This is a genomic window from Chryseosolibacter histidinae (genome assembly GCF_018598225.1).
Taxonomy (GTDB): domain Bacteria; phylum Bacteroidota; class Bacteroidia; order Cytophagales; family Cyclobacteriaceae; genus Chryseosolibacter; species Chryseosolibacter histidini.
In genome coordinates, this window is sequence record NZ_JAHESF010000007.1 from 188,105 (window position 1) to 208,297 (window position 20,193).

At 47.7% G+C, this 20,193-nt stretch carries 16 protein-coding genes; 6 read left to right on the top strand and 10 right to left on the bottom strand.

The window, feature by feature from the left end; all coding sequences use genetic code 11:
* Positions 1–7 precede the first annotated feature (7 nt).
* Positions 8–1,120, top strand: a complete 1,113-nt coding sequence (locus KK083_RS09465; protein WP_254162835.1) for a hypothetical protein — start codon at positions 8–10, stop codon at positions 1,118–1,120.
* On the top strand, positions 1,117–2,490 hold the full coding sequence (locus KK083_RS09470; RefSeq protein WP_254162837.1) for a hypothetical protein: 1,374 nt from the start codon (positions 1,117–1,119) through the stop codon (positions 2,488–2,490). The genes KK083_RS09465 and KK083_RS09470 overlap by 4 nt, the downstream gene beginning before the upstream one ends.
* Positions 2,491–2,516: 26 nt before the next feature.
* Here KK083_RS09470 and KK083_RS09475 read toward each other — a convergent pair whose 3' ends face one another.
* The gene (locus tag KK083_RS09475) at positions 2,517–2,924 is read right to left on the bottom strand and encodes an EthD family reductase (protein ID WP_254162840.1); all 408 of its coding nucleotides are present in this window, start codon (positions 2,922–2,924) and stop codon (positions 2,517–2,519) included.
* A 128-nt stretch (positions 2,925–3,052) separates the two neighbouring features.
* On the opposite strand from KK083_RS09475, the gene KK083_RS09480 reads away from it, so the two are divergent.
* The gene (locus tag KK083_RS09480) at positions 3,053–3,931 is read left to right on the top strand and encodes a LysR family transcriptional regulator (protein ID WP_254162842.1); all 879 of its coding nucleotides are present in this window, start codon (positions 3,053–3,055) and stop codon (positions 3,929–3,931) included.
* Positions 3,932–3,971: 40 nt separating this feature from the next.
* On the opposite strand, the gene KK083_RS09485 is transcribed toward KK083_RS09480, so the two are convergent.
* The 3 genes from KK083_RS09485 to KK083_RS09495 form a co-directional block, all read right to left on the bottom strand.
* Entirely contained in the window at positions 3,972–5,534 is a 1,563-nt protein-coding gene (locus KK083_RS09485; protein ID WP_254162844.1) for a carboxylesterase family protein, read from the bottom strand.
* A 260-nt stretch (positions 5,535–5,794) separates the two neighbouring features.
* Positions 5,795–7,009, bottom strand: coding sequence for a PDZ domain-containing protein (locus KK083_RS09490; protein ID WP_254162845.1), 1,215 nt, complete (start codon positions 7,007–7,009; stop codon positions 5,795–5,797).
* A 32-nt stretch (positions 7,010–7,041) separates the two neighbouring features.
* Positions 7,042–7,671 (bottom strand): hypothetical protein, encoded by a 630-nt coding sequence (locus tag KK083_RS09495; protein ID WP_254162846.1) that lies wholly within the window; start codon positions 7,669–7,671, stop codon positions 7,042–7,044.
* 223 nt (positions 7,672–7,894) lie between these two features.
* Here KK083_RS09495 and KK083_RS09500 point away from each other — a divergent pair, with 223 nt between their 5' ends.
* Positions 7,895–8,260, top strand: a complete 366-nt coding sequence (locus KK083_RS09500; protein WP_254162848.1) for a SnoaL-like domain-containing protein — start codon at positions 7,895–7,897, stop codon at positions 8,258–8,260.
* A gap of 20 nt (positions 8,261–8,280) precedes the next feature.
* Here the strand turns inward: KK083_RS09500 and KK083_RS09505 are convergent, their stop codons facing one another.
* Positions 8,281–8,685, bottom strand: a complete 405-nt coding sequence (locus tag KK083_RS09505) for a DoxX family protein (RefSeq protein ID WP_254162850.1) — start codon at positions 8,683–8,685, stop codon at positions 8,281–8,283.
* A 38-nt stretch (positions 8,686–8,723) separates the two neighbouring features.
* Positions 8,724–9,167 (bottom strand): DUF1801 domain-containing protein, encoded by a 444-nt coding sequence (locus KK083_RS09510; protein WP_254162851.1) that lies wholly within the window; start codon positions 9,165–9,167, stop codon positions 8,724–8,726.
* 74 nt (positions 9,168–9,241) lie between these two features.
* Between KK083_RS09510 and KK083_RS09515 the strand changes: the two genes are divergently transcribed.
* A complete protein-coding gene (locus tag KK083_RS09515) occupies positions 9,242–9,853 on the top strand; it encodes a Crp/Fnr family transcriptional regulator (RefSeq protein ID WP_254162852.1) in 612 nt (203 codons plus the stop codon).
* Between the two features lie 80 nt (positions 9,854–9,933).
* Here KK083_RS09515 and KK083_RS09520 read toward each other — a convergent pair whose 3' ends face one another.
* From KK083_RS09520 to KK083_RS09530, 3 genes are all read right to left on the bottom strand, one after another.
* Positions 9,934–10,995: a hypothetical protein gene (locus KK083_RS09520; protein ID WP_254162853.1), complete on the bottom strand. Its 1,062-nt coding sequence runs from the start codon at positions 10,993–10,995 to the stop codon at positions 9,934–9,936.
* 592 nt (positions 10,996–11,587) lie between these two features.
* Entirely contained in the window at positions 11,588–14,539 is a 2,952-nt protein-coding gene (locus KK083_RS09525) for a hypothetical protein (protein ID WP_254162854.1), read from the bottom strand.
* A gap of 41 nt (positions 14,540–14,580) precedes the next feature.
* Positions 14,581–17,220, bottom strand: coding sequence for an ankyrin repeat domain-containing protein (locus KK083_RS09530; RefSeq protein ID WP_254162855.1), 2,640 nt, complete (start codon positions 17,218–17,220; stop codon positions 14,581–14,583).
* A gap of 331 nt (positions 17,221–17,551) precedes the next feature.
* On the opposite strand from KK083_RS09530, the gene KK083_RS09535 reads away from it, so the two are divergent.
* Positions 17,552–18,007, top strand: coding sequence for a response regulator (locus tag KK083_RS09535; protein ID WP_254162856.1), 456 nt, complete (start codon positions 17,552–17,554; stop codon positions 18,005–18,007).
* 63 nt (positions 18,008–18,070) lie between these two features.
* Here KK083_RS09535 and KK083_RS09540 read toward each other — a convergent pair whose 3' ends face one another.
* Positions 18,071–19,888, bottom strand: coding sequence for a thiamine pyrophosphate-requiring protein (locus KK083_RS09540; RefSeq protein WP_254162857.1), 1,818 nt, complete (start codon positions 19,886–19,888; stop codon positions 18,071–18,073).
* Positions 19,889–20,193 lie beyond the last annotated feature (305 nt).

Sequence of the window (20,193 nt, forward strand, 5' to 3'; positions counted from 1 at the left end):
ACGCAATATGAGAAAGAACATTTCGTGTTTGTTAATGGCGATGATGGTGGTGCAATCCGCCTTTTCACAAAATTGCGCACAGGCAACACTGGCGCAAAAGCAGGGTGAATGGAAAGAAGGCGTTAAAGGACCTGCATCGGGCATAACATCTGCAGATTTAACCAGAGAGAAAAGCGTTGTGGCTGCCCTGCATGCCATGATTAAATCGAAGTATGTACCGATGGGTGTGAGCGCTGGGTTTAATGGCGTTTACTCAGCCGCGCAGTCAGCCACTCCGGTGAACACCTATGGTTATAACATTATACCCTTGAACTACTTCTGCGATGGAAGCGCCTTAAAGACAGCGCATGAAACCTCAACCTACTTTCAGATCGGAGTTAATTTTTTTGATGCTGAAATCTATGACGAGGCGCAGGGTGACCGGGCGATGGCCGAAGGCTTTAACACGATACCAGATATGCCCCGCGAAAAAGATGGCTACTACTATTTTAAGGAAAAAGATGTCTCGCTGGGATTTGGCTTGCCTGGTAAGAGTCGCCTGTGGCTGATCACTTACCCCGGAAAGCTTCCATTCAGCTACGTCAGCAAAAAGGAATTCCTTGAAAAAAGAAAAAGCATTTTGGCAGCAGACATGCTTGCATCGGCATCTGGCTTTACTGACGTGCTCAAAAGAATAGAGATCGAGAAAAGCTTTAAGGAGAAAGAGTACAAGAATGATCCGGAGAAACTAAAACAGTATTTGAAAATGGATTATCAGCCCACCAAAGAACGGTATGAAAAACTGGTGGCCGACAATGAGAAAAACTACAAGCCCGCACTCGCTAAAATTGAGTCCCTGTTAAAAATGACACCTGGTGAGCTGAGTCAGCCAGCGATTGTAAAGCAGGACCCTGCTGATCATCTATCGTATCTTTTTACGGATGATGATGATCCTTTCGGCAAAGTGCTGATCAAGCCCAACCCGGCGTACTTTGATAAAAAATTGCCCCGGTCCTCGCCTCAATTCTTTTCTGTGTACGTGACCGGTGATCACAAAGAACCCATCGCCGCGAAAGCCATGACCGATATCATCAAAGCTGTTGACTTTGTGGCGTTGAAAAACATGCTCGGAAAGTTATGAAAACAAACGTCTTGTCAATTTCTCTCTGCCTTATCACGCTCGTATCCTACGCGCAGGAGACTTTCGATCTGGCCACCTACACCATCCCTGCTGGCTGGCGAAAGGTCAATAACACTGCTACGGTGGTCGGTTATGCTATCACCAACAATCAGCGAGGCACGTACGCGCAGATCGTCATTTATTCCAGCACAACAAGTAAGGGGAGCTTACGGGCCGACTTTGAAAGCGAATGGCAGGAGCTGGTTGTAAAACCCTACAAGCCAACCGTAGCGGCCCAGTTGACGCCGGCAGAATCGAGCAGTGGATGGGACGCGCAAGCCGGGGCAGCACCCTTCGAATTCAACGGCGCGCAATCGGCAGCCATGCTGGTAACAGCAACCGGTTATGGCCGATGCATGAGTATTGTTGTTGTCACCAACACCAGTGACTATGAACAGGAGGTTCAAAATTTTTTGGAATCTGTTGACCTGTCAAAACCCCTGGATAATCAGCAGACCGTTGCCAACAACAATCTTCAACAACCTGAAAAGGCTGTATCTCTATCGGCAGGAAAAGGATCGTATCACTTTTCAACCAGCAACTTTGATGACGGCTGGGTGAGCACCGTTCAGGAAGACTGGGTGCAGGTGACCAAGGGAAATATCCGGGTACTGCTTCATTTCAATTCCAACAAAGTGGATGTATCGAGCGCTGATCACGCCACCATCTCAAACAATGCCTGGAACACGCTGGCCGCGCCACGCTACAGCAATCTCGCAAACTATCATGCGCTTGGTGCAACGCTGAGCTATGAGCGGCCTTCACTGATCTCAGGCGACGTTACTGATAACCAATCGGGCAAACGTGTGTTTGTTGCGCTGTTCAAAAAAGGAAAAAGCGGATGGATTGAAATTATCTGTCCTGACAAACCAACTTTTGTCAACACTTTTGGCGTAGATGGCAGCAAAGTAGATTATTACGCAGAAGACAATATCTGGAATGCGCTATTGACATTACCTGGCTACAACAAGTTTGCTGTTGACGCTGGTGACCTGCATGGAACATGGTCATCGGGTTTTACGGGTGCTACGCAATATGTAAACGCCATCACGGGAGCCAATGCGGGCATGGATAGTTATTCGTCCAGCGAAAAATTCGAGTTCGGGCCGGGACGGAGTTACCAATGGAATGCGAGCTCAGCCAGCGGCATGGTGGGTAATCTCAAATTTCAAGGCGCAAAATCAAACGGCACATTCTCATTGCCCAACCACTGGCAGGTTTCTTTTTCAGATATTGAAGGCAAGCCCAAAACCTACAATGCATTTTTTTCATGTGTGAAGGGTGGCCGAATACTATGGCTGGGCGAAACCGGTTACGGCAGGGTGGATTAGCAGTGCCGCCTGATATTGAAACAGCGCTACTTTACCACCTCACTTACCAGAATTACAGGGGCAATATTCGTGTAATTTGCGATGTCGGCTCTTATTGCATCTCTGTTCGGAGCGATTGACGCCTGATAATCGGCAAGGTTCTTCACATAAAATATTCCAATGGCCACATAGGGTAATGGTTGGTTCGGAATACCGCTTGCCAGGCCTTTTTCAATGGTGTATTTCACCAGATTGGATCCCAGAAGCCCTGCTACCATCGGCATGTGCTTGGTTTCATAATATTCCATGTTGAAGGTCTTGCCTTCTCCGGCAGGGTACATGACGGATACTTTGATCAATCCTTTTTCATCACCTTTCGGGGACTGCTTTTTCTGACCAAAAGTGGTAAGGCATGCCATAAGCACTAAAAACAATAAAACGATTCCAGATTTCATAAGAGCTTCTTTTGAGTTTAGAATGATAAGATCTGCGTTCGAAACTTGATGCTCCAAATATCTGAACAAGGGCTTTATTCGCAAAACGGTATTTTTCGATTATATTAATCGATAATACCGATTTAGCAATGGAACTGAGACAGCTTAAATACTTCATTAAAGCGAAGGAATTATTGAATTTCACCGAGGCTGCGAAGATCCTGAACATCAGTCAAAGTACGCTATCACAGCAGATCAAACAACTTGAAGACGAGCTGGATGTGCTGCTGTTTAACAGGATCGGCAAACGAATCATTCTTACCGAGGCGGGCGAAATGTTCAGTGAATATGCGCAGCAGAGTATCAACAGGGCTAATGAAGGGCTGCTGCTGTTAAAGGACCTGAATGATCTAAACACAGGAAAGATCACGATTGGTGTGATCTACTCCATGCGCATTCCTTTTGCCAAAGCATTGATACAGTTTGCCAAGCAGTACCCCGGGGTAAAAGTCCAGGTTGTTTTTGGCACCACGAAAGACCTGCTCGAAAAACTCGACCTGCATCATTTTGACTTTATATTGACCTTTCTTGATGAAAAATCGAAACAGCCTCACCTGAAATACCAAACACTTTTAAAATCGAATATGGTATTGGTAACGGCCAAAAAATCAGCGCTGGCCAGCAAAAAAAGTATTTCTCTAAAGGAAGTGGCCACGCTTCCACTGGCTTTGCCGTTCAGTGGCTATAGCACCATTCAATTTTTTGTGGAATCGTTCCGTCAGAAAAAGCTGCATCCCAATATCTGTATGGAGATAAATGACATCCCTACTTTATTTGAAGTTGTAAAAACCGGTTATTGGCACACCATCCTCAGCGAAACCAGTGTAAACGATCCACAGGTGCTGGGCGTGCCGATCCAGGGAAAAAACATGAGACGAACGATCATGATCGTCTCTCTCAAAGACGCTTATGAAAAGAGGGCCGTGAAAGAATTTTACGAAGTATTGACCAGGATCCAGATCCAATAACGTGATGTTCATTAAGCATCGGTATACTATCCGCAATCAGTTACGATGAAGAGACAACGAGTTTTACATCATCGGATCTGACAGCCCCTTTGTTGTCTTTTATCGTTAACCTGAAATAGTATGTGCCAGGAACGAGGTTGGAAACCCAAAGCTTGGGTGTGTTGGTATGGCTCAGCGGCACGGCGGGACCGGATAACTTCTGCCACTGATAGGAGGTGATGTAACCGTCTTCATCCGATGCTTTTCCTACCAGGGTGATCCCGGGGTTGGAGGTTCTCTGGTCTGGTCCGGCGCTCACGTGAGGCGCAACATTCCCCGAGGTCACCACTAATTTCATGTCATCATGCCTGGTGGTTCCCTTATTGTCAGTTACCATGAGCCTGAAGTAATAGGTTCCTCCTGCAAGATTTGAGACCCACAGCTTCGGCGTGGTGGTGTTGCTCAATGAAACGTTAGGGCCAGAAATTTTTGTCCATTTGTACGCGGTGATATGGCCATCGGGATCTGATGCCTTGCCAACAACGGTAAATCCCGGGTTGGCCGTTGTTTTATCCGGCCCTGCACTTACAACGGGTGGCTTATTCGCACTTGCCGCCACCACGATGACCTTTGCATCGTCATATTTTGTTTCGCCCTTGTTATCTTTCACCGTGAGCCTGAAATTATAGGTGCCTTCCTTTAAACCTGAAAGGTGAAGTTTTGGCGCCGACGTTCCGCTCATGGATACGGTGCCACCCGAAAGTTTACGCCATGAATACGAAGTGATGCTGCCGTCGGCGTCGCTGGCAGATCCCTGGAGATCTGTAGCACTGGAGGGAAGGGTCAGTTTTTTGTCGCCACCGGCAGATACAACGGGGGCCTTATTGGTACCTGGCGATGAGGCGCCGTTTCTGAAACCCAGCATCCAATCTAACGCTGTAGTCTGTTTATAAACTTTATCCCAGATCAGGTGGCTCATGCCGGGGAAGATGGTAAACTTTGCCAGCGGCGATGGCTTGGGCGACGATCCGTTCAAAGCATTGATCATGTTTTGCGTGACCTTGTAGGAGACCGTATGATCTTTGTCGCCATGAAATGCCCAGACCGCAACATCGTGAGACGCGATCTTGCCGGCAGCACCCAGGGTATTATAGCCACTGCAGATGGGCAGTATGGCAGCAAATGTTTCGGGATGTGTTCCGGCCACAGACCATACACCGCCTCCGCCGAGGCTCAGGCCCGTGAGGTATATTCTAGACTCGTCTATTCTCAGGTTTTTTCTGACATGGTTGAGAACCTGCATCACATAGTCGCCCGTCCATTTACCCATGCTGGTCTTCAATTGTGGGGAGATGAGGATGAACGGATACTGCTGTCCGTATTTTACATATTTCGGAAGGCCCACATTGGCCACCCGCGAGACATCGGCAAGTGAATTTCCCTTTTCTTTAACACCGTGCAGTGAGATCACCACCGGATACTTGCCCGAACTGTTCTTATAACCTTGCGGCAAATACTCGAGGTATCCGATACCGTTGGAAGTTAATTTAGCTGTTTGTTGTGCTGAGGCGCTGGTAAAAAGCATTATCGCTGCCAATGCCAAAAGGTAAGTTCTTGTACTCATGCAAAAGGCTCAGGTTATATGTAAAGCACTGCGTGAAAACTTTACACGTGTTTGGATTAAAAATAAATGAAGAATGGAGGTTCAGAAAAACATGCGCATCATGATAACACGACCCGGAGTCATGCTGCACAAAAAAACCAATAGCATGTTTTCATTGAGTTTGCATATCCCGCCATGGATAGCCGCCGCACACGATCTCTTCAATTGAAACGTAAAAGAGTTTAAATCAGCAGGCTAACCCAAACGTTCGCTGGTGAGTGTCAGTATAGTTCGGGGACTTGTAGTGAGAGGCGATCCGGATATTTTCGTTTTGTTATGCCTTCATATGCGAGCGCAATAAGCTCCCAAAACGCCGACCTGGGCAGTGGCAACAGGTTGTAGCATGCATATATCAGTGCGTAAACACCGGTAATTGTCCAGAGTTGTATTGTGGGTCCATTTGCAATACCGATAGGCCCACTAAGGCTTTGCTTCGGTGCCAGCACCCCTGATATAATTCTGCCGAATGCAATAACGTTTGTTTTCAGTGTAGTGAATGCCCGCGCCGGACCCATCCACAACGCTTGTAATAAAGAATTTCTTTTTTCCGTGTATGCTATGGATGGATTCCACTGAACGCCGATCACGCTTTGATGGCCGGGGAAAACTTCAAGTGTAAGCGTTTGCGTGCTATCGGGTGTTTTTCGTTCTATTGTCAGCAAAACTTTTTCTTCGTCGATTTTTTCTTTCAATACACTTGTCACCTCTTTGATGTACGTTACGGGCTTGTCATTTACCATGGTTATTCTGTCACCTGGTTTTATTCCTGCCTGGTCTGCCGGCGAGTTGGAAACGACCTTTAATACCTCGGCTGGTATTCGGGGGTAGATAAACGGATCACCGCGACGATTCAGACTTTCAGCGAGGCCCTGGAGCTTGATCTCGATTTCTTTTCCATCGCGCAGCACGGTATACGAAACTTCCGGCGCTGTTATTAACCCGGGGCTGATGAGGTCCTGAAATGTTTCGTAGTCTTTTCCATTCACGGCCACAATTTTATCACCCGGCACGAAGCCAGATTGCATAGCCCATTCTGAAGGCTCAATGCCGTGTTTGTTTACTTCTTCTTTGGAAATGACGTAGTCGGGTGTGAAATATGCCAGCGCCGTAAAGATCAATATTGCAGAAAGGATCAACCCGATGGCCCCACCCAGCGTGGCTACAAACCTTCTGAATATGCCTTCACCAAAAAACTCCCACGGATATTTCATCCGCTGTCCATCATTGGTTATGGTATAAATCGGTGACAGCATCACAATCGGTATATACACTCCGATATGAAATGTTGTTTGCCGGATGGTGAACCTGATAAACTTTTTCCCGTAGCCAAGGAAGTAATGCGTTTCGGCCACATTGAGCCAGATGGAGATGGCGAAGAATGCGGTGAGGTAAAACAGGTTGAGCAGGGCTAAAGAGAGGAGAATCTGAGGGAGCATGGTGAGGGTAAAATGAAAAGACGTTACAATTTTTAATATGGACTTTTTTCCAGTTTGCTGTCTGCCGGCAACTCAAAAAATTTGTCTTCAAGCTTCATCGGAACAATTTCTATTGCCGAGCTCTCTACGGTAAATTGAGGACTATCGATGATCATTTTCAATGGCAACGCGCTGGTTCTTGACGTCACTTCATTCCAGTTTCCGAATTTATGTTTTTCAAATAGTTTAGGATCTACTTTCAGCTTTGAGCTGTAATAGTATTTTTGAACACCGCTCTTGCATGTTAAAATGAGCTCGTCACACGGATGCCCTAAAATGTTTGCCACTCCTTTATTGATTTCTGCCTTGATCACTTCGTCAGCATTGACGGAACCGTCGTTCCATAATACGGATTGTGAGCTTGACATTTTGCTGTACAATTTATTGTCTTTATTGCTATAGAGTTGCCATTGAAAGAGTGTGCCATTTCCTGAAGACCTGTAATTTCCGCCTTTAATGAAATACTCCTGCGTTGTGCCCATCATTGCGCTAAACTGCTCATTTGTAACGTTGGGGATCTTGCTCTTGTAGTTGTTTTTGTAAACCACTTTTCCCTCGAAATTTTGTCCATACGTGAAGGAAACAGTTATCAGCAGTAATACCAGTAGTTTTAGCGTTCTCATTGCCATTGATTTATTGATCTGATGTGTCGAAAATTGCATCCAATGTTTGCATTTGCCAGGTGACCATTAATAGAGACATCTCATATTTCAGCGCACTCACCCATCGCTGTCCGCAAACGTTATTGCAAGATAACATTTTTACTTTCACTGGTTTGTGCAACACGCTGCTGACATAGGGCTGTCACCCGGGCCTGGCACCTTTGTAAGGTCAACCAAAAAAATTATGACGACACAGGAAACAGCAGCCCGTTATCACGAATTGATCTTGCAACGGAAATTTATCGAAATCCAGGATACGCTCTACGACGAAAACATCGTTTGCCAGGAGCCCGAAAAAGCAACCTTGATGGGAATGCCCGTTTTTACGCATGGGCGGGAAGCCATGAAAGCAAAAGGCATCGCACGACGGGCTACGATCGAAACCATGCACAGCTATGCCTGCACCGAACCGATCGTGGCGGGTGAATTTTTCAGTGTGGTTCTTAAACAGGAGGTCACGTTCAAAGGCAAGCCACGGGTTGCCATTGAAGAAGTTGGGGTCTTTCATGTAAAGGATGGAAAAATTATCAAAGAGCAGTTCTTTTATTGAGCCAGCTCCTCTTGCCCTCTTTAGCCCTGGTTCAAAAACAGCTTCTTAACCCGGTCGTTCCTGATCCATAATGAGCCCCACGCTAGTATGGCCAGGTACACCGGAAAAAGAATATGAGAAAATAGTGGGTTGTCGAGTCGCAAGTGCGTGGCAACGACACCACCAAAGTAACCGGTGAGCAGAACAGCGCCCAGTATTTCTGTGCGTGGGAAGGCAAACAACAAGATCGAGATCAACCCGAGTGATCCCATTACCGGCAGGTGATGTGCCTGGAAACCGAGCTCTACCGCCCCCGCAGCGACCTGTTCGTTAACAATGAATTTGAAGATGCTGTCGACCAGCATAAAAGCGATGACCAATCCACCCATAATCCGGGCCGTCCATAATCTTCCTTTAGATAATGCGGGTTGTGCTACTGTTGCCATAGTTTTTTTACTCCTTTATTTTAAGTCTCTGCTTTAAATTATTTGCTCTTGTCCATTAGTTTGATCCACTGTTTGACAACCGTTTCCAATTGCGTGCGGAACTTCTTAACATCGGCCATCGTATGAAATTTCGCATACGCTCTCCCTTTCGGACCGTTCTCAAGCAAGCCGGCGCTGTCGTTGAGCATTTGTCCCTGATGGAAGATCAAAGCGACATATTCCTTTACCCTTGGGTTCAGCGTAACCATGGGTTCTTTGTATTCGAAACTTGGTCCGCCCCATTTAACATCCTCTTCCAACTTGGGGCTGGCACCACGAATGATATCGATTACAGCTTCAATTTCTTTTTTCAACGGATGATCGAGTTTGCTCATAAAGTCATCCACTTTCTTCGTGCCATTCATTGTTTTATGCGATTCATTTACGCCGGCAAACTGTTGAAAAAGCGTTCGAACGATTGTGATCAGGATCACAAAAAACATGAAACAGATTCCCTAATGAATTTTTCCCCTTAAAATTTATTTATACCTTGTTTGATCTGCTGTTTACTAAATCCATGAAAAAAATCGAGATCCATCATATTCGTCCTTTGGTTAACTACTATACAGATAAGTTGGACGATGCCTGGGAGAAACTGCTCACTATCGTTGAGATAAAAAGGGTAGCGAAAGGTCATGCTTTTATTGAACAGGGCGATATTGCGAAAGTATGTGGATTAGTGCTTAGCGGATCGTTTAAGAATGTGGCTTACGATGACCCTTCAGACGAAAGAATATTGAGATTCACATTTCAGTATGGTTTTCTGGCCAGCTGCCAAAGCTTCAACGAGCAGCAGCCTTCGTCTTTTGCAGTGGTGGCGATGGAAGACTCAGAGATCCTATCCATTGACAATAAGGAATTAGTGGAGTTATGCCTCGCTCATCCTTCCGTAATAACGCTTGGCCTCCTGTTTTCACAACAAATAATGATTGATCATGAGCATCATTCAAAAGTTTTGTCCCTGTCGACACCACTGCAGCGTTATGAATTTTTAATTCATGAAAAGCCCTATTTGCTGAACCGTGTATCAATGACAGACCTGGCGAAACATCTCTACACGAGCCGGGAAGCCCTGAGCAGGGCCCGTCTTAAAATACGTTCAATTGAACGCATCCAGAAAACGACTTGATGGCGCCCTGATTTATTATTTATCCCCAATATCGTGTATGATGATGGGAAGAGCTCTTGATCATTAAGGTAGCAGGAGCTTTACGAGGAGATATGTTTGATCACCTCGCTGAAAGCCGAGCCAAGAATAGGCGAGAGCAACGTCAGGAAAATATTCAGGTTCTTCAACCCTGAATCTTTCATCGAAAATGTATCGCTTGCCTTCGCATCAGCACCGTCCGTTTTTGCCGGGAATTCTTTGGTTAACATTGCCCCTACAGACCGCAGATGATAGTCGACGGGAAGATAGATGATGGCCAGAATGACCGTAAAGATCAAGCCGTAGGCATAAATGAACTCTGTGGGGAATATCCTGAATTTCCTTTCACCGTTGATCACAATATCATTGGTGAGTGCCTGTTCCATGAGCGTTGTGTTGAACACGGCAAACATCACAAGCAGCGAAAGCACTGTTAGAAAAAATTGCAGATTGCCTCTTAACTGATCGAATAGCCGTTGCGCCGTTTTTCTGCGCCCGTTAGCCAGGATCAGGATCTCCGGCAGGCTTCGGTTCACGAGCAACATTCCGAACACGGCGAATCCACCCATCACCATGGTGAGGAAGACGATGAGCTTCAGGCCTGACGTATTGGAAAAGAGTATTTGAAAGGATTCGGCAATTTCAAAGGCTGTCAGGATCGGCACCAACACACCACTTCCCAGCAGCATGATGACAACCGTGACCATTATGGAAACAAGAACGATCGAACGGACATGCTGACGTCTGAGAAATTTTGATCTGATATTCCGAAGATTCTCCGCGAGCGGCAGCGCCAGACCGCCGGCCAGAGCAAACATCATGGAGAAGCTCAGGCTCCAGATCAACAGGATCGGATTACGCGTAAAAGTGAACTCGCGCTTTGCCAGTGAAATGGAAGTATCGTTTGCAGTGAGAGACGCTTGCTGAGTTTTCGACGACCTGAATAAAGTGTCAGGCTTTACTTCTAACAAGAAATGATAATCAGGAGTCGCCAGTTGCTCAGAGTCATATTTAAAATTCCGTATTGTTCCATCGTGGTATCGGATGCTGAAAAATAGCACAATGATCGCCGATAGTAGTCCCAGGAATGCAAGACCAATGATTACCAGTATCTTGGTTGGCATTGTCATAATCAGTTAGGGTAGAGATAAAATAAAAAACCCATCATGCATCGATCTCCGGGATGCATTGATGGGCTCAATACGAATATAGTTATTTTTTGAGCAACTTATAACGCTCCCTATCAATGGATCAGATCTCCAATTCCCCAACTGGATCTTGTGAATTCCATTTTAAAATTTGTGGGCGGATGGCCCTGACAACAATCCGCAGTCTTTTCAGCACCTATTGAAACACAGCACGTACCAGGATTATCGAACATTCTCCTGATGTTCTTTAAAGCAGGTGATCTACGCTATGTGAAGCGTAGTACCATTTGTAAGTTCTACAAGCAGCCACCGGATTTCAAAAAGCACTTCGGCTACGCCCCTTCCATGGCGGCAGCCATAAAGGCGAGCAGGCAGCAAATCAATTGATCTGATGACCGCCAGCCAGACCATAAACCATATTACTGACCTGATCCTCCAATTCGTATGGGCATTCTATACCTTAATGTTAAAAAAAATGAAGCTATTATAGCAGGAAGTACAGGCATGGTTGGCAACCAGATCCTAGAGCTATGCCTTGAGATTCATCGTGGCATAGCACACGACCGCATCAATAATCATTGCCTTGTTTCTTGAAATAAAGCTTAACACCTTCCGAGGAGGTCAGTCCCCAGCCTTCATTCAACGGCACGTTCAGCTTAATATTTAAGTTCGGGTCATCCGTTAGGCTATAGTTCAAAATGTAGGGTACCTTAACACCCCAGCTTCCCGAATGAAAATACTCTGAAGGGTTGGTGGGAAGAACAACACACACGTGACCTGGCTTTACCGCGATCACCGCGTATCCCATGCCAGCCATCAATCCAGCCATGTTCAGGGCAAGCTGGTCTTTGACGTCTCCAAGTTCGGTCCAGTTTTGTGTTACATATTGTGTGATCTGGGCCGTGTTATAGTATGTGGCCTGAACGGTTCCGTCACCCCTTCTGGCCACATCCCAGCCATCGGGCTTGTTATAGAAATCACCGATGCCGTATACATCCTTCAGGAAGCTTGTTGTAAACCTGTTGCATGCCGAACTTTCAAGGGCACCACCCGACTCGCACATGGAATAATATTCACGGGTATGGGCGGTAAGATGTTTGCGTACGCCCTCGGTGCTCAAAAAGAACTCCGTATTCTCGAGGCTATATTTTGGAATAAGCCCGAGGCTGTAATAGCGGATCATTCGCGCGTTGTTGACAAATTGTTCGGCCACCTGCCTGGCCACCTTCTTGTTGCTCCTGTAAAAAGCATTGTCGGGCCTGGTGATCTCCTTGGCCGTGAGCAGGTAGGAACGGGAGAGGTAGAGGGCATCTTTCAGCTGTTTTTCATTTTCGAATACCGGATCCGGAGGAGAATCGGAGCTTTGCTGGCTTCGCCTGAACCTTGCCGTTACCGCATCAAAGTCTGCGTTGCTCTTGTAAGCTTCGTAAGTGATGTTGCGTTCCTGGGCACTCGCGCTGCCATAGAACCGCTCACGTATATCAAAGTGCGGCGAAGTATATCCTGAAGGACGCAGATGGTGCCGGGGTATGGTATTGAACAGCGCCGTAGAAATATCATTCTCTTTAAAGAATGCCCTCAGGTTTTCTGTGGTTACGGGATTCTTCAGCAGGTTGTTCACCTGCTCCCTGTATTGTTCAATGTAATCTTGATTCAGCTGTTGGCTGGAAGCTGTTACCGACTGCAGCTCTTGCTGCCTGACCTTCAATGCCTCGAGGTTTACGCTCATAGCCTGCAGGTTGGCAGCGCTCCATTGCGGATGAAGCGAATGGCTTTGCTGGTAGGCGTCGATCATGTCTTCCATGCGGCGTGCCAGGTTCTCTTTGAGGGCATCAACTTCTGCTTCGGGTGACCGGCTGTCGCTGTTGAATCCGCCGTCGAATATAGACTGTCCTATGTTGACCTCACCGTGGTTGCTGAAGTGATGATGAAAGCTGATGTCTTCGCTCAGCGAGTAGGTTCCGCTGCCATAGGTTCCGGAAAGATTATAATACAGGTATGGGGCATATTGCAATTTGAGCGCGTGACCTGATCCCGCTGATTTCTTCAGGCCGTGTTCTGCCGGCAGAAAAGTTTTGGCTGTTGTTGTATTCCGCCCAGGTGAAGCCTGTTTGCGGAGCGACTTGTAGATTTTTTGATGATCACGTACTATTTTTTGTTGATCTGCGGAGGTGAGGGCCGGCGCAAGGCTTTTCAACGCGCCTGCCTGCTGTTCTTTTTCCAGGAATGCGAGGTACTTGTCAATATCGGGCACCAGCGGCAGATGTTCAGGCCTGTCAGCGATCCACTCGAAGGTACGGAGATTCTCTTCCACCGCGTCGAGGTATTGCTCTTGCAGTGTTAGTTTCTTCAGCCCGTTATTCTCCTGCAGCATTTTGAGCTTCAGCTGACGGAGCTCTTTGGAATAGTTGAACATTTCGCCAGCCACGGTAATGATGCGCTGGTGCTCAAAGACAGCGGCAAACAGCTCGGGGCGCTCGAAATACGTTGTTGAAAGCTTCTGGATCTTTTTGGTGTGAAGAATGTTGTTGCATACCGACAATGTTTGAAATGTATGGCGGATCAGTGATGCAGAAACTGTCTCCAGGGTATTAAGATAGGCCAAACGTTGGCCCCGGAGGCTGTCGTACCGCACCTGCACACTGTCGTAAGCTTGCTTGTAAATGTTGTAGGCTTCTTCGTCTTCGATCAGCTTCTTGGGCAGCAGCGCCACGGCCTCTTCAAACAGCTCCACCTGTTTCTTATAGTCCTGGTGATCGAAATACTTATAGAAGCCATAGGCCATGAGGATGATGGCACCTGCCAGCGCCGCGCGGGGCTCGCCAGAAGACATCAGGGCCAGGCCGGTATAATACACGGCCTCCTCGCCTTCGTTCTTGGGCCCGAACTCCGGATTGGTGAAAGTTATTGTGTAGTCGCTGTCGTTGCCCCGGCCACTGTCAGAGGGACTGGTGTTACCCGTGCCGTTTTGTGCGCGTTGTTGCCGCTCATTATATTCAAGCACGGTCATGACTGCTTTTCCGAAGGTATTGCCATAGGTCACTGAAATATCGGGTGATCCATTGTTGATTTTGGCAAATGACTCCAGCAGGGTGGATTTTCCATGGTGCGAATAACCCTGGAACATAAAACCGCTTAGCGATTCAGGCTGTACACTCAGCGCGTGCTTCATGTTCTCTATTTCGCCGGCAATGGCATACAGTTTATTGAGCTGGTCGTTATAGATCTCTTTCAGCTGAATATACTGTGCAATGCTGGTGGTATCGACACGGAAAACGGTCTGGTTGGATACCTTGATCATTTCGGCGATGACGCTATCGATCTGTGTGCTTTTTTTGTTCAGCTTTTCGTGCAGCACGATGTGGTAATTCTGCCAATATAAATTCCAGTGATGCTGGGTAAATTTGCGCGAGGTCTTGTTCGCATTATTCTTTACCCAGTCCATCATGTCAGATCCGAAATCCTGGGCCATGGCGAGGTTGGCAACGATGATAAAAAGTACTGACAGGTAACGTTTCACAGTGATTGGTATTTTGTGTTTTGCTGTTATTTGGATCACGTTCATTGAGAAACCAGGGTTCGAAGGAATTTTCCTCTTCCGTCCAGGTATTCGGAGGCGATCATATTCTCATCGCCAAGAATAACGCGGTGAAGGCTGTTCACGCTGATGTTGCTGTCGCGATAGATCTTTTCGATCTGCTGATCGCTGATAAATTGTGCCAGCTCAAGTATGAGGCCCTGGTAAAAAGTGATCTCCTGGTTCACGTTCTGAAAGTATTTCGACGTAAATGTATCGAGATACTGGCTGAGGATCTCGCTATCATTGGCCTGCTCGATGAGCATGCGGTTAAGCTTTTCCAGCTTCTGCTTCAGCTGCGCATCCGTAATATCGTGCAGGTCGATCTGCTGAAAGAGGATGCGGAGATCGAGCTGGTCCTGGATGGTGATCTTTTTATTCAGGACATAGAACTGGCGGAGCTTGTTCAGATCTTTATCCATGGTGCTGATACGCTCTGCGGATTGCCGGAGCTGCTCGGCCACATATTGCGGATACTTCTCGGTGAGCATACCGTGAGAGAGGATGTTGGTGGATACCTGTGAATTTTTCAGCGCCGTAAGGTCCTTATCAAAAAGGGAGTTTTCATACAACGATGCATAGTTCCTGATCCGCTCCCTTTCGGAGAAGGATCCGGAGATGGTATGGGCAAACGACCTGTAGGTGACGGGTTGTACAGGGTAATGAGGGATGAGTGAAATATAACAGCCCAGCGACCAGCCCTCCATATTGGTGATCTTCAGGGTAAAATCGCCCTGGCTCACATCCACGATGAGCATAGATGAGCTGGTGAGCGTACTCTCCTTTCCGTTGACCACTGCCTTCACGATCTCGCCCTTGCCGCTGCAGGCATAGCGCACATCTACGGTGGGAAAGAAGACGGCCGATCGTCCATCAAAAGGCATTTTGGGAATGGTGACCTCAAGACCACCTTTGTTGTAGATCCGGTCTCCCTTTTTTATCATGGCTACATTGCCGATATAAAGTGTTGGCGACTGCGCGGTAAAGGACTGCACGCTGAGGTCAAGGTTTATTTCATATTGCTGATGTATGCCATCAGGCACCTGGGTGGTTTTGGTGAACGACCCGAGGTTGAGCCCATCTTTCTGGGAGGGCAGCAGCATGGGCTTATTCACGAACAGATCGGTTGGCGTTTTACCGGCGTGCATATGTGTGCGCCATACCCTGGCCTCGTAGCGAACGCCGTCGGCCACGCGTTTGAAAGCACTTTCCATCAGCGTTTTCAGCGGCTGATCTTTTACCGGCAGCTCGCTGTTCACCAGCTTTCGCCTCAAAAAAAAGTGTTTGAGCACCTGCAGCTCTTCGTTGGTGTCGGCCATCTCGGCAAGTTCCGTGACTTTGGTCAAGGTATCGGCTTTGCTCAGTACATAACTGAGTGCGCCGGTATTGTTCTGCAAGAGGAGCTGCCTGGCTTTTTCGTGAAGGCGATAATGAACATCCGCACCCTGCTCCACCAGCTTGCGCAGGGTTTCCTCATCTTCAGCTAAATAGCAGGCGCGGTTCATGGCTGCCTTGTCTTGTTTAACCTTGCCGATGAGATCATCGATCAGCCTGGCCCGGTATTCTCCTTTGCCCGAGTTGTAGCACAGCATACCGAAGAGCGAATGAGCGCGGTCATCCCCGCCACCACTGGCCAGGCCTTTGCTCACCAGGTGACTGATGATCTCGTAATGCTCTTCGAGCACGGGCTTGAACATAATGAAGTCGAACATGTAAGTGGCACCCACTGAATTCAGGAAGGCGATATCGATGGCAGGCTCAAACTCCCAGAAGCGTGTAACGTCTCCTTTGTCCATGATCTCATAGAGGTATTTGGTATAGAGCGCCTCCTTGCACGATGCCGGATCTGCGCCATCGAGATCCTTCAGGCTCATGATGAGCTTTCTTTTTGCCTGCGGACTGTCTTTGAGCAGATCTTTTTCGAGCAGGGTGTATTTGCTGCACCCTGGCATTTTCAGGAGCATCGGTTGAAAGGCCTCGTTGTTTACCAGGGCCGCCAGCAGGTGTGGTTTGTCTTCGGCCAAGGCAGAAAAATCATCATCGTGCAATCCCTTCCGGTTGAGGTAAACAAGCATTGAAGACAGGGCCATATCATCTGTGGCATCTGGCTTCATGAGGCGCATGGAAAAATAGGCCCTGTAAACCATTTCTTCATTCAGGGTATCTGCCATGAATGCCTGGCTGAGCGCGAGGCAAAAATCTCTCCAGTGCCTGACCCGTAGCCCTTTGGTGATGATATGTAATCCGTCTTCGGCTGACTGCTTAAAATCCTGCCCGCGGGCCAGCAGCATTTCCATCATGCCCGGTTGATTAAACCAGGAGGCGGTCAAAAGCTCGTCATTTTGTGCCGAAAGCATAGCCCCGTGATCAAGAAGCGTCTTCACAGTGGACTGGTCACCCAACCCTGACGCCAGGACCAGGGGTGTGATGGTCACCACCTCGGGGGAGATCAAAAAATGACCGGGATCGGCACCACGCTTCAGCGATAACCTGAGCCCTGCTGTATCGCCGCTGATCACGGCGTTGTACAGCTCTTTTTGGGCTTGGGTAAGCACCTGGGCGGAAGAAGAGAACTGTGCCAGAACAAAACACCAGCACACAATGCTTAAGATTCTGAAATTCAAGATTGCTGCATTTAATGATAAAGTTGTGACCTTCCTTGGCTGATATGCCCATGAGCGGAGGACACGGTAGCGAAATTGACAGGTGGTCAAAATAAGATTTTCGTGAATCAAAAAAAATACCTGAAAGTAGGTATGCGTCCTCAGCGCTTTGGGTGGGCTCAATAAGACCGCGTGCATGCGACTGATCCCACATCCTCTTCGGAGGTAACGAACCGGCTGCCGGACGGCTGGACAATTTTTAAAAAAAGAAAGCCAAACTAAAAATCGCCGCCTGCGAATATTAACTTCGTATTGCCGCAGCCAGCTTCCCAACAATATAAACTACAAACGCATGAAAAAATTCTTTCTCATTGATGACGATACGGATGACATTGGACTGTTCAAGGAAGCTATCTCTGAACTCAATGATTCTATTATGCTGCAAAGCGCTACTAATGGACAGGATGCTATGGATAAATTGAATCGCGGAGAAGTCGAGAATCCGGATGTTATCTTCCTGGACATCAATATGCCGGTTATGAATGGGTGGCAATTTCTGCTGGCCTTAAAGGAGAATCCACAGTATAAACACATACCGGTTATTGTATTTTCCACGTCATTAAATCAAACTGACGTGGATAGGGCATTGACCTTAGGCGCCCTTTGTTTTTTTTCAAAACCCGATGACTATTCAAGGCTTAAGGAGATCGTAAGCGTTATAGCGCAAAATAGTAATGCACAAGACATTTTAAGGGCGATAGAAAAATTCAGCAGCATTAAAGCAAGACAGGTGTTTGCATGCGCTTAAACACTCCCCTCTTCCCAGCATAGTAAAATGCAGCATTTCTTACGTGAGCGCCTGGTTGGCCACCTAATGGCTACTGGACTCGATGGCCTGTTGTAAAATATGTCCGGTATTTTGCAATGGAGCCTGATCGCCTTTTGCAACGGCAGACGCCAGACGCTGTGCTTTCTTGATCAGCACATGATCAGGAAACGGGGAGATCTCCGGATCTGTAATTGCTTCGATGAGCACAGGCCGGTCAGCGGCGAGGGCTTGCTGCCAGGCTTCGGTCACCTGATCGGGCGAGTCGATGCGAATGCCGAGGAAGCCAATAGAAGTTGCGTAAGCAGCGTAGTTAAAATCGGGTGTCACTTGCGTAGCCTCAAATTTGGGATCACCCTCCATCATGCGTTGCTCCCAGGTGACCATGTTCAGATCGTGATTGTTCAATACACACACGATGATATTAGGTGAAGACCATGACTTCCAATACTTGCTTATGGTGAGGAGCTCCAGGTTGCCGTTCATCTGCATGGCTCCATCGCCGGCAAAGGCAATCACGGTTCTTTCAGGATAAGCAAATTTTGCTGCAATGGCATATGGCACAGCACAACCCATTGTTGCCAGGTTCCCTGACAATGATGCCATCATTCCCTCACGGATGCTGAGCTCGCGCGCATACCAGCTAGCGGTAGAACCCGAGTCTGCTGTGATGATGCAGTTGTCTGGAAGCAGCGGCGAAAGCGCGGTAAACACAAATTGTGGATTCAGCGGATTCGCCTCCCTTAATGCAAGGTGTTGCTGCTCGTATTTCCACTGACTTATTTTCTCCTCAAGTTTTGATCTCCATTCATGCGCCGGCTTTTGATGCAATAGTGGTATTAACCGTCTTAATGTCTCTTTGCTATCGCCCAGCAGGTTCACCTCTACCGGGTATCTTAAACTCAACATGCGGCCGTCAATATCGATCTGAACTGCGCGTGCCTGGCCTTCTTTGGGAAGAAACTCCGCATAGGGGAAGCTTGTTCCAATCATTAGCAGTGTGTCGCATTCATTCATCATCGATTCTGTTGCCGTGGTTCCGAAGAAACCGATGGTCCCGGTCACGAATGGAAGATTGTCAGGCAGGGCACATTTTCCCAATAGGGCCTTGGCAACACCGGCGCCCAACAGATTGGCAACGGTGATCACTTCACTGGCCGATCTCATGGCGCCAGCCCCTACCAAAATGCCTACTTTATTGCCCACGTTCAGGATATGCGCAGCCTGCTGAAGGGCTTCATCTGTTGGAATGATGTGTGAAGACGGGTGACCAATGCCTGTGTGAATCGAATAGTGCTCATGCGGAGGGGCTTCTACAGCATCAAGGGTTTGAATGTCATTTGGAATAATGACGCAGGTCACTGTTCGCTCAGCCCGCGCGATCCGTATGGCGCGGTCGATAAGATGTCTTATTTGTGAGGCATCTGTAGCCAGGTGAACATACTCGTGCGCTACGTCTTTAAAAAGACTGACCAGATCAACTTCCTGCTGATAATGTCCTCCGATCGCCATGCGCGCGGTTTGGCCTATGATTGCCACCACCGGCTGATGATCAAGTTTGGCATCGTATAAACCATTGAGCAGGTGGATCGCTCCCGGCCCGGATGTTGCGAGGCACACGCCGACCTCACCTGTGAATTTCGCATGCGCACATGCCATCAGCGCCGCCATTTCTTCGTGACGCACCTGGGTGAACTTAATGCTTTCCATTGAGCGGCTTAGTGCGCCCAAAATACCGTTAATGCCATCACCCGGGTATCCAAATATGCGCGAGATGCCCCAGCGAGCCAGTCGCTTGATAATGAAGTCGCTTACATTATTCACTATGGTTTGCTCCGGCGTGTTGATATCCTTTTTTTCCATGAGAGTGGGTTTATGTTGTCCGGCTTTTCTCCACTGCCCAAACCAAAATCATCATGCCTAACATTACAGGCCACAGACAACAACAGCAAAAAAAGGAGCCTTCCTTGAAACATGTTATCAATAAACATGAAGCCATGGAACGCATAAAAATGGAATTTTTTAATTCATGGGAACACCTGATCACCAAGCGACATCTACAACGGTGACCATATTGTACAGCGGCGTTTGTCGAATGACTACTAAGGGGTGATTGTTCCCCGTACAGGTGCGCTACACTCTCTCCGCCTTATAACTACATCGCCAGC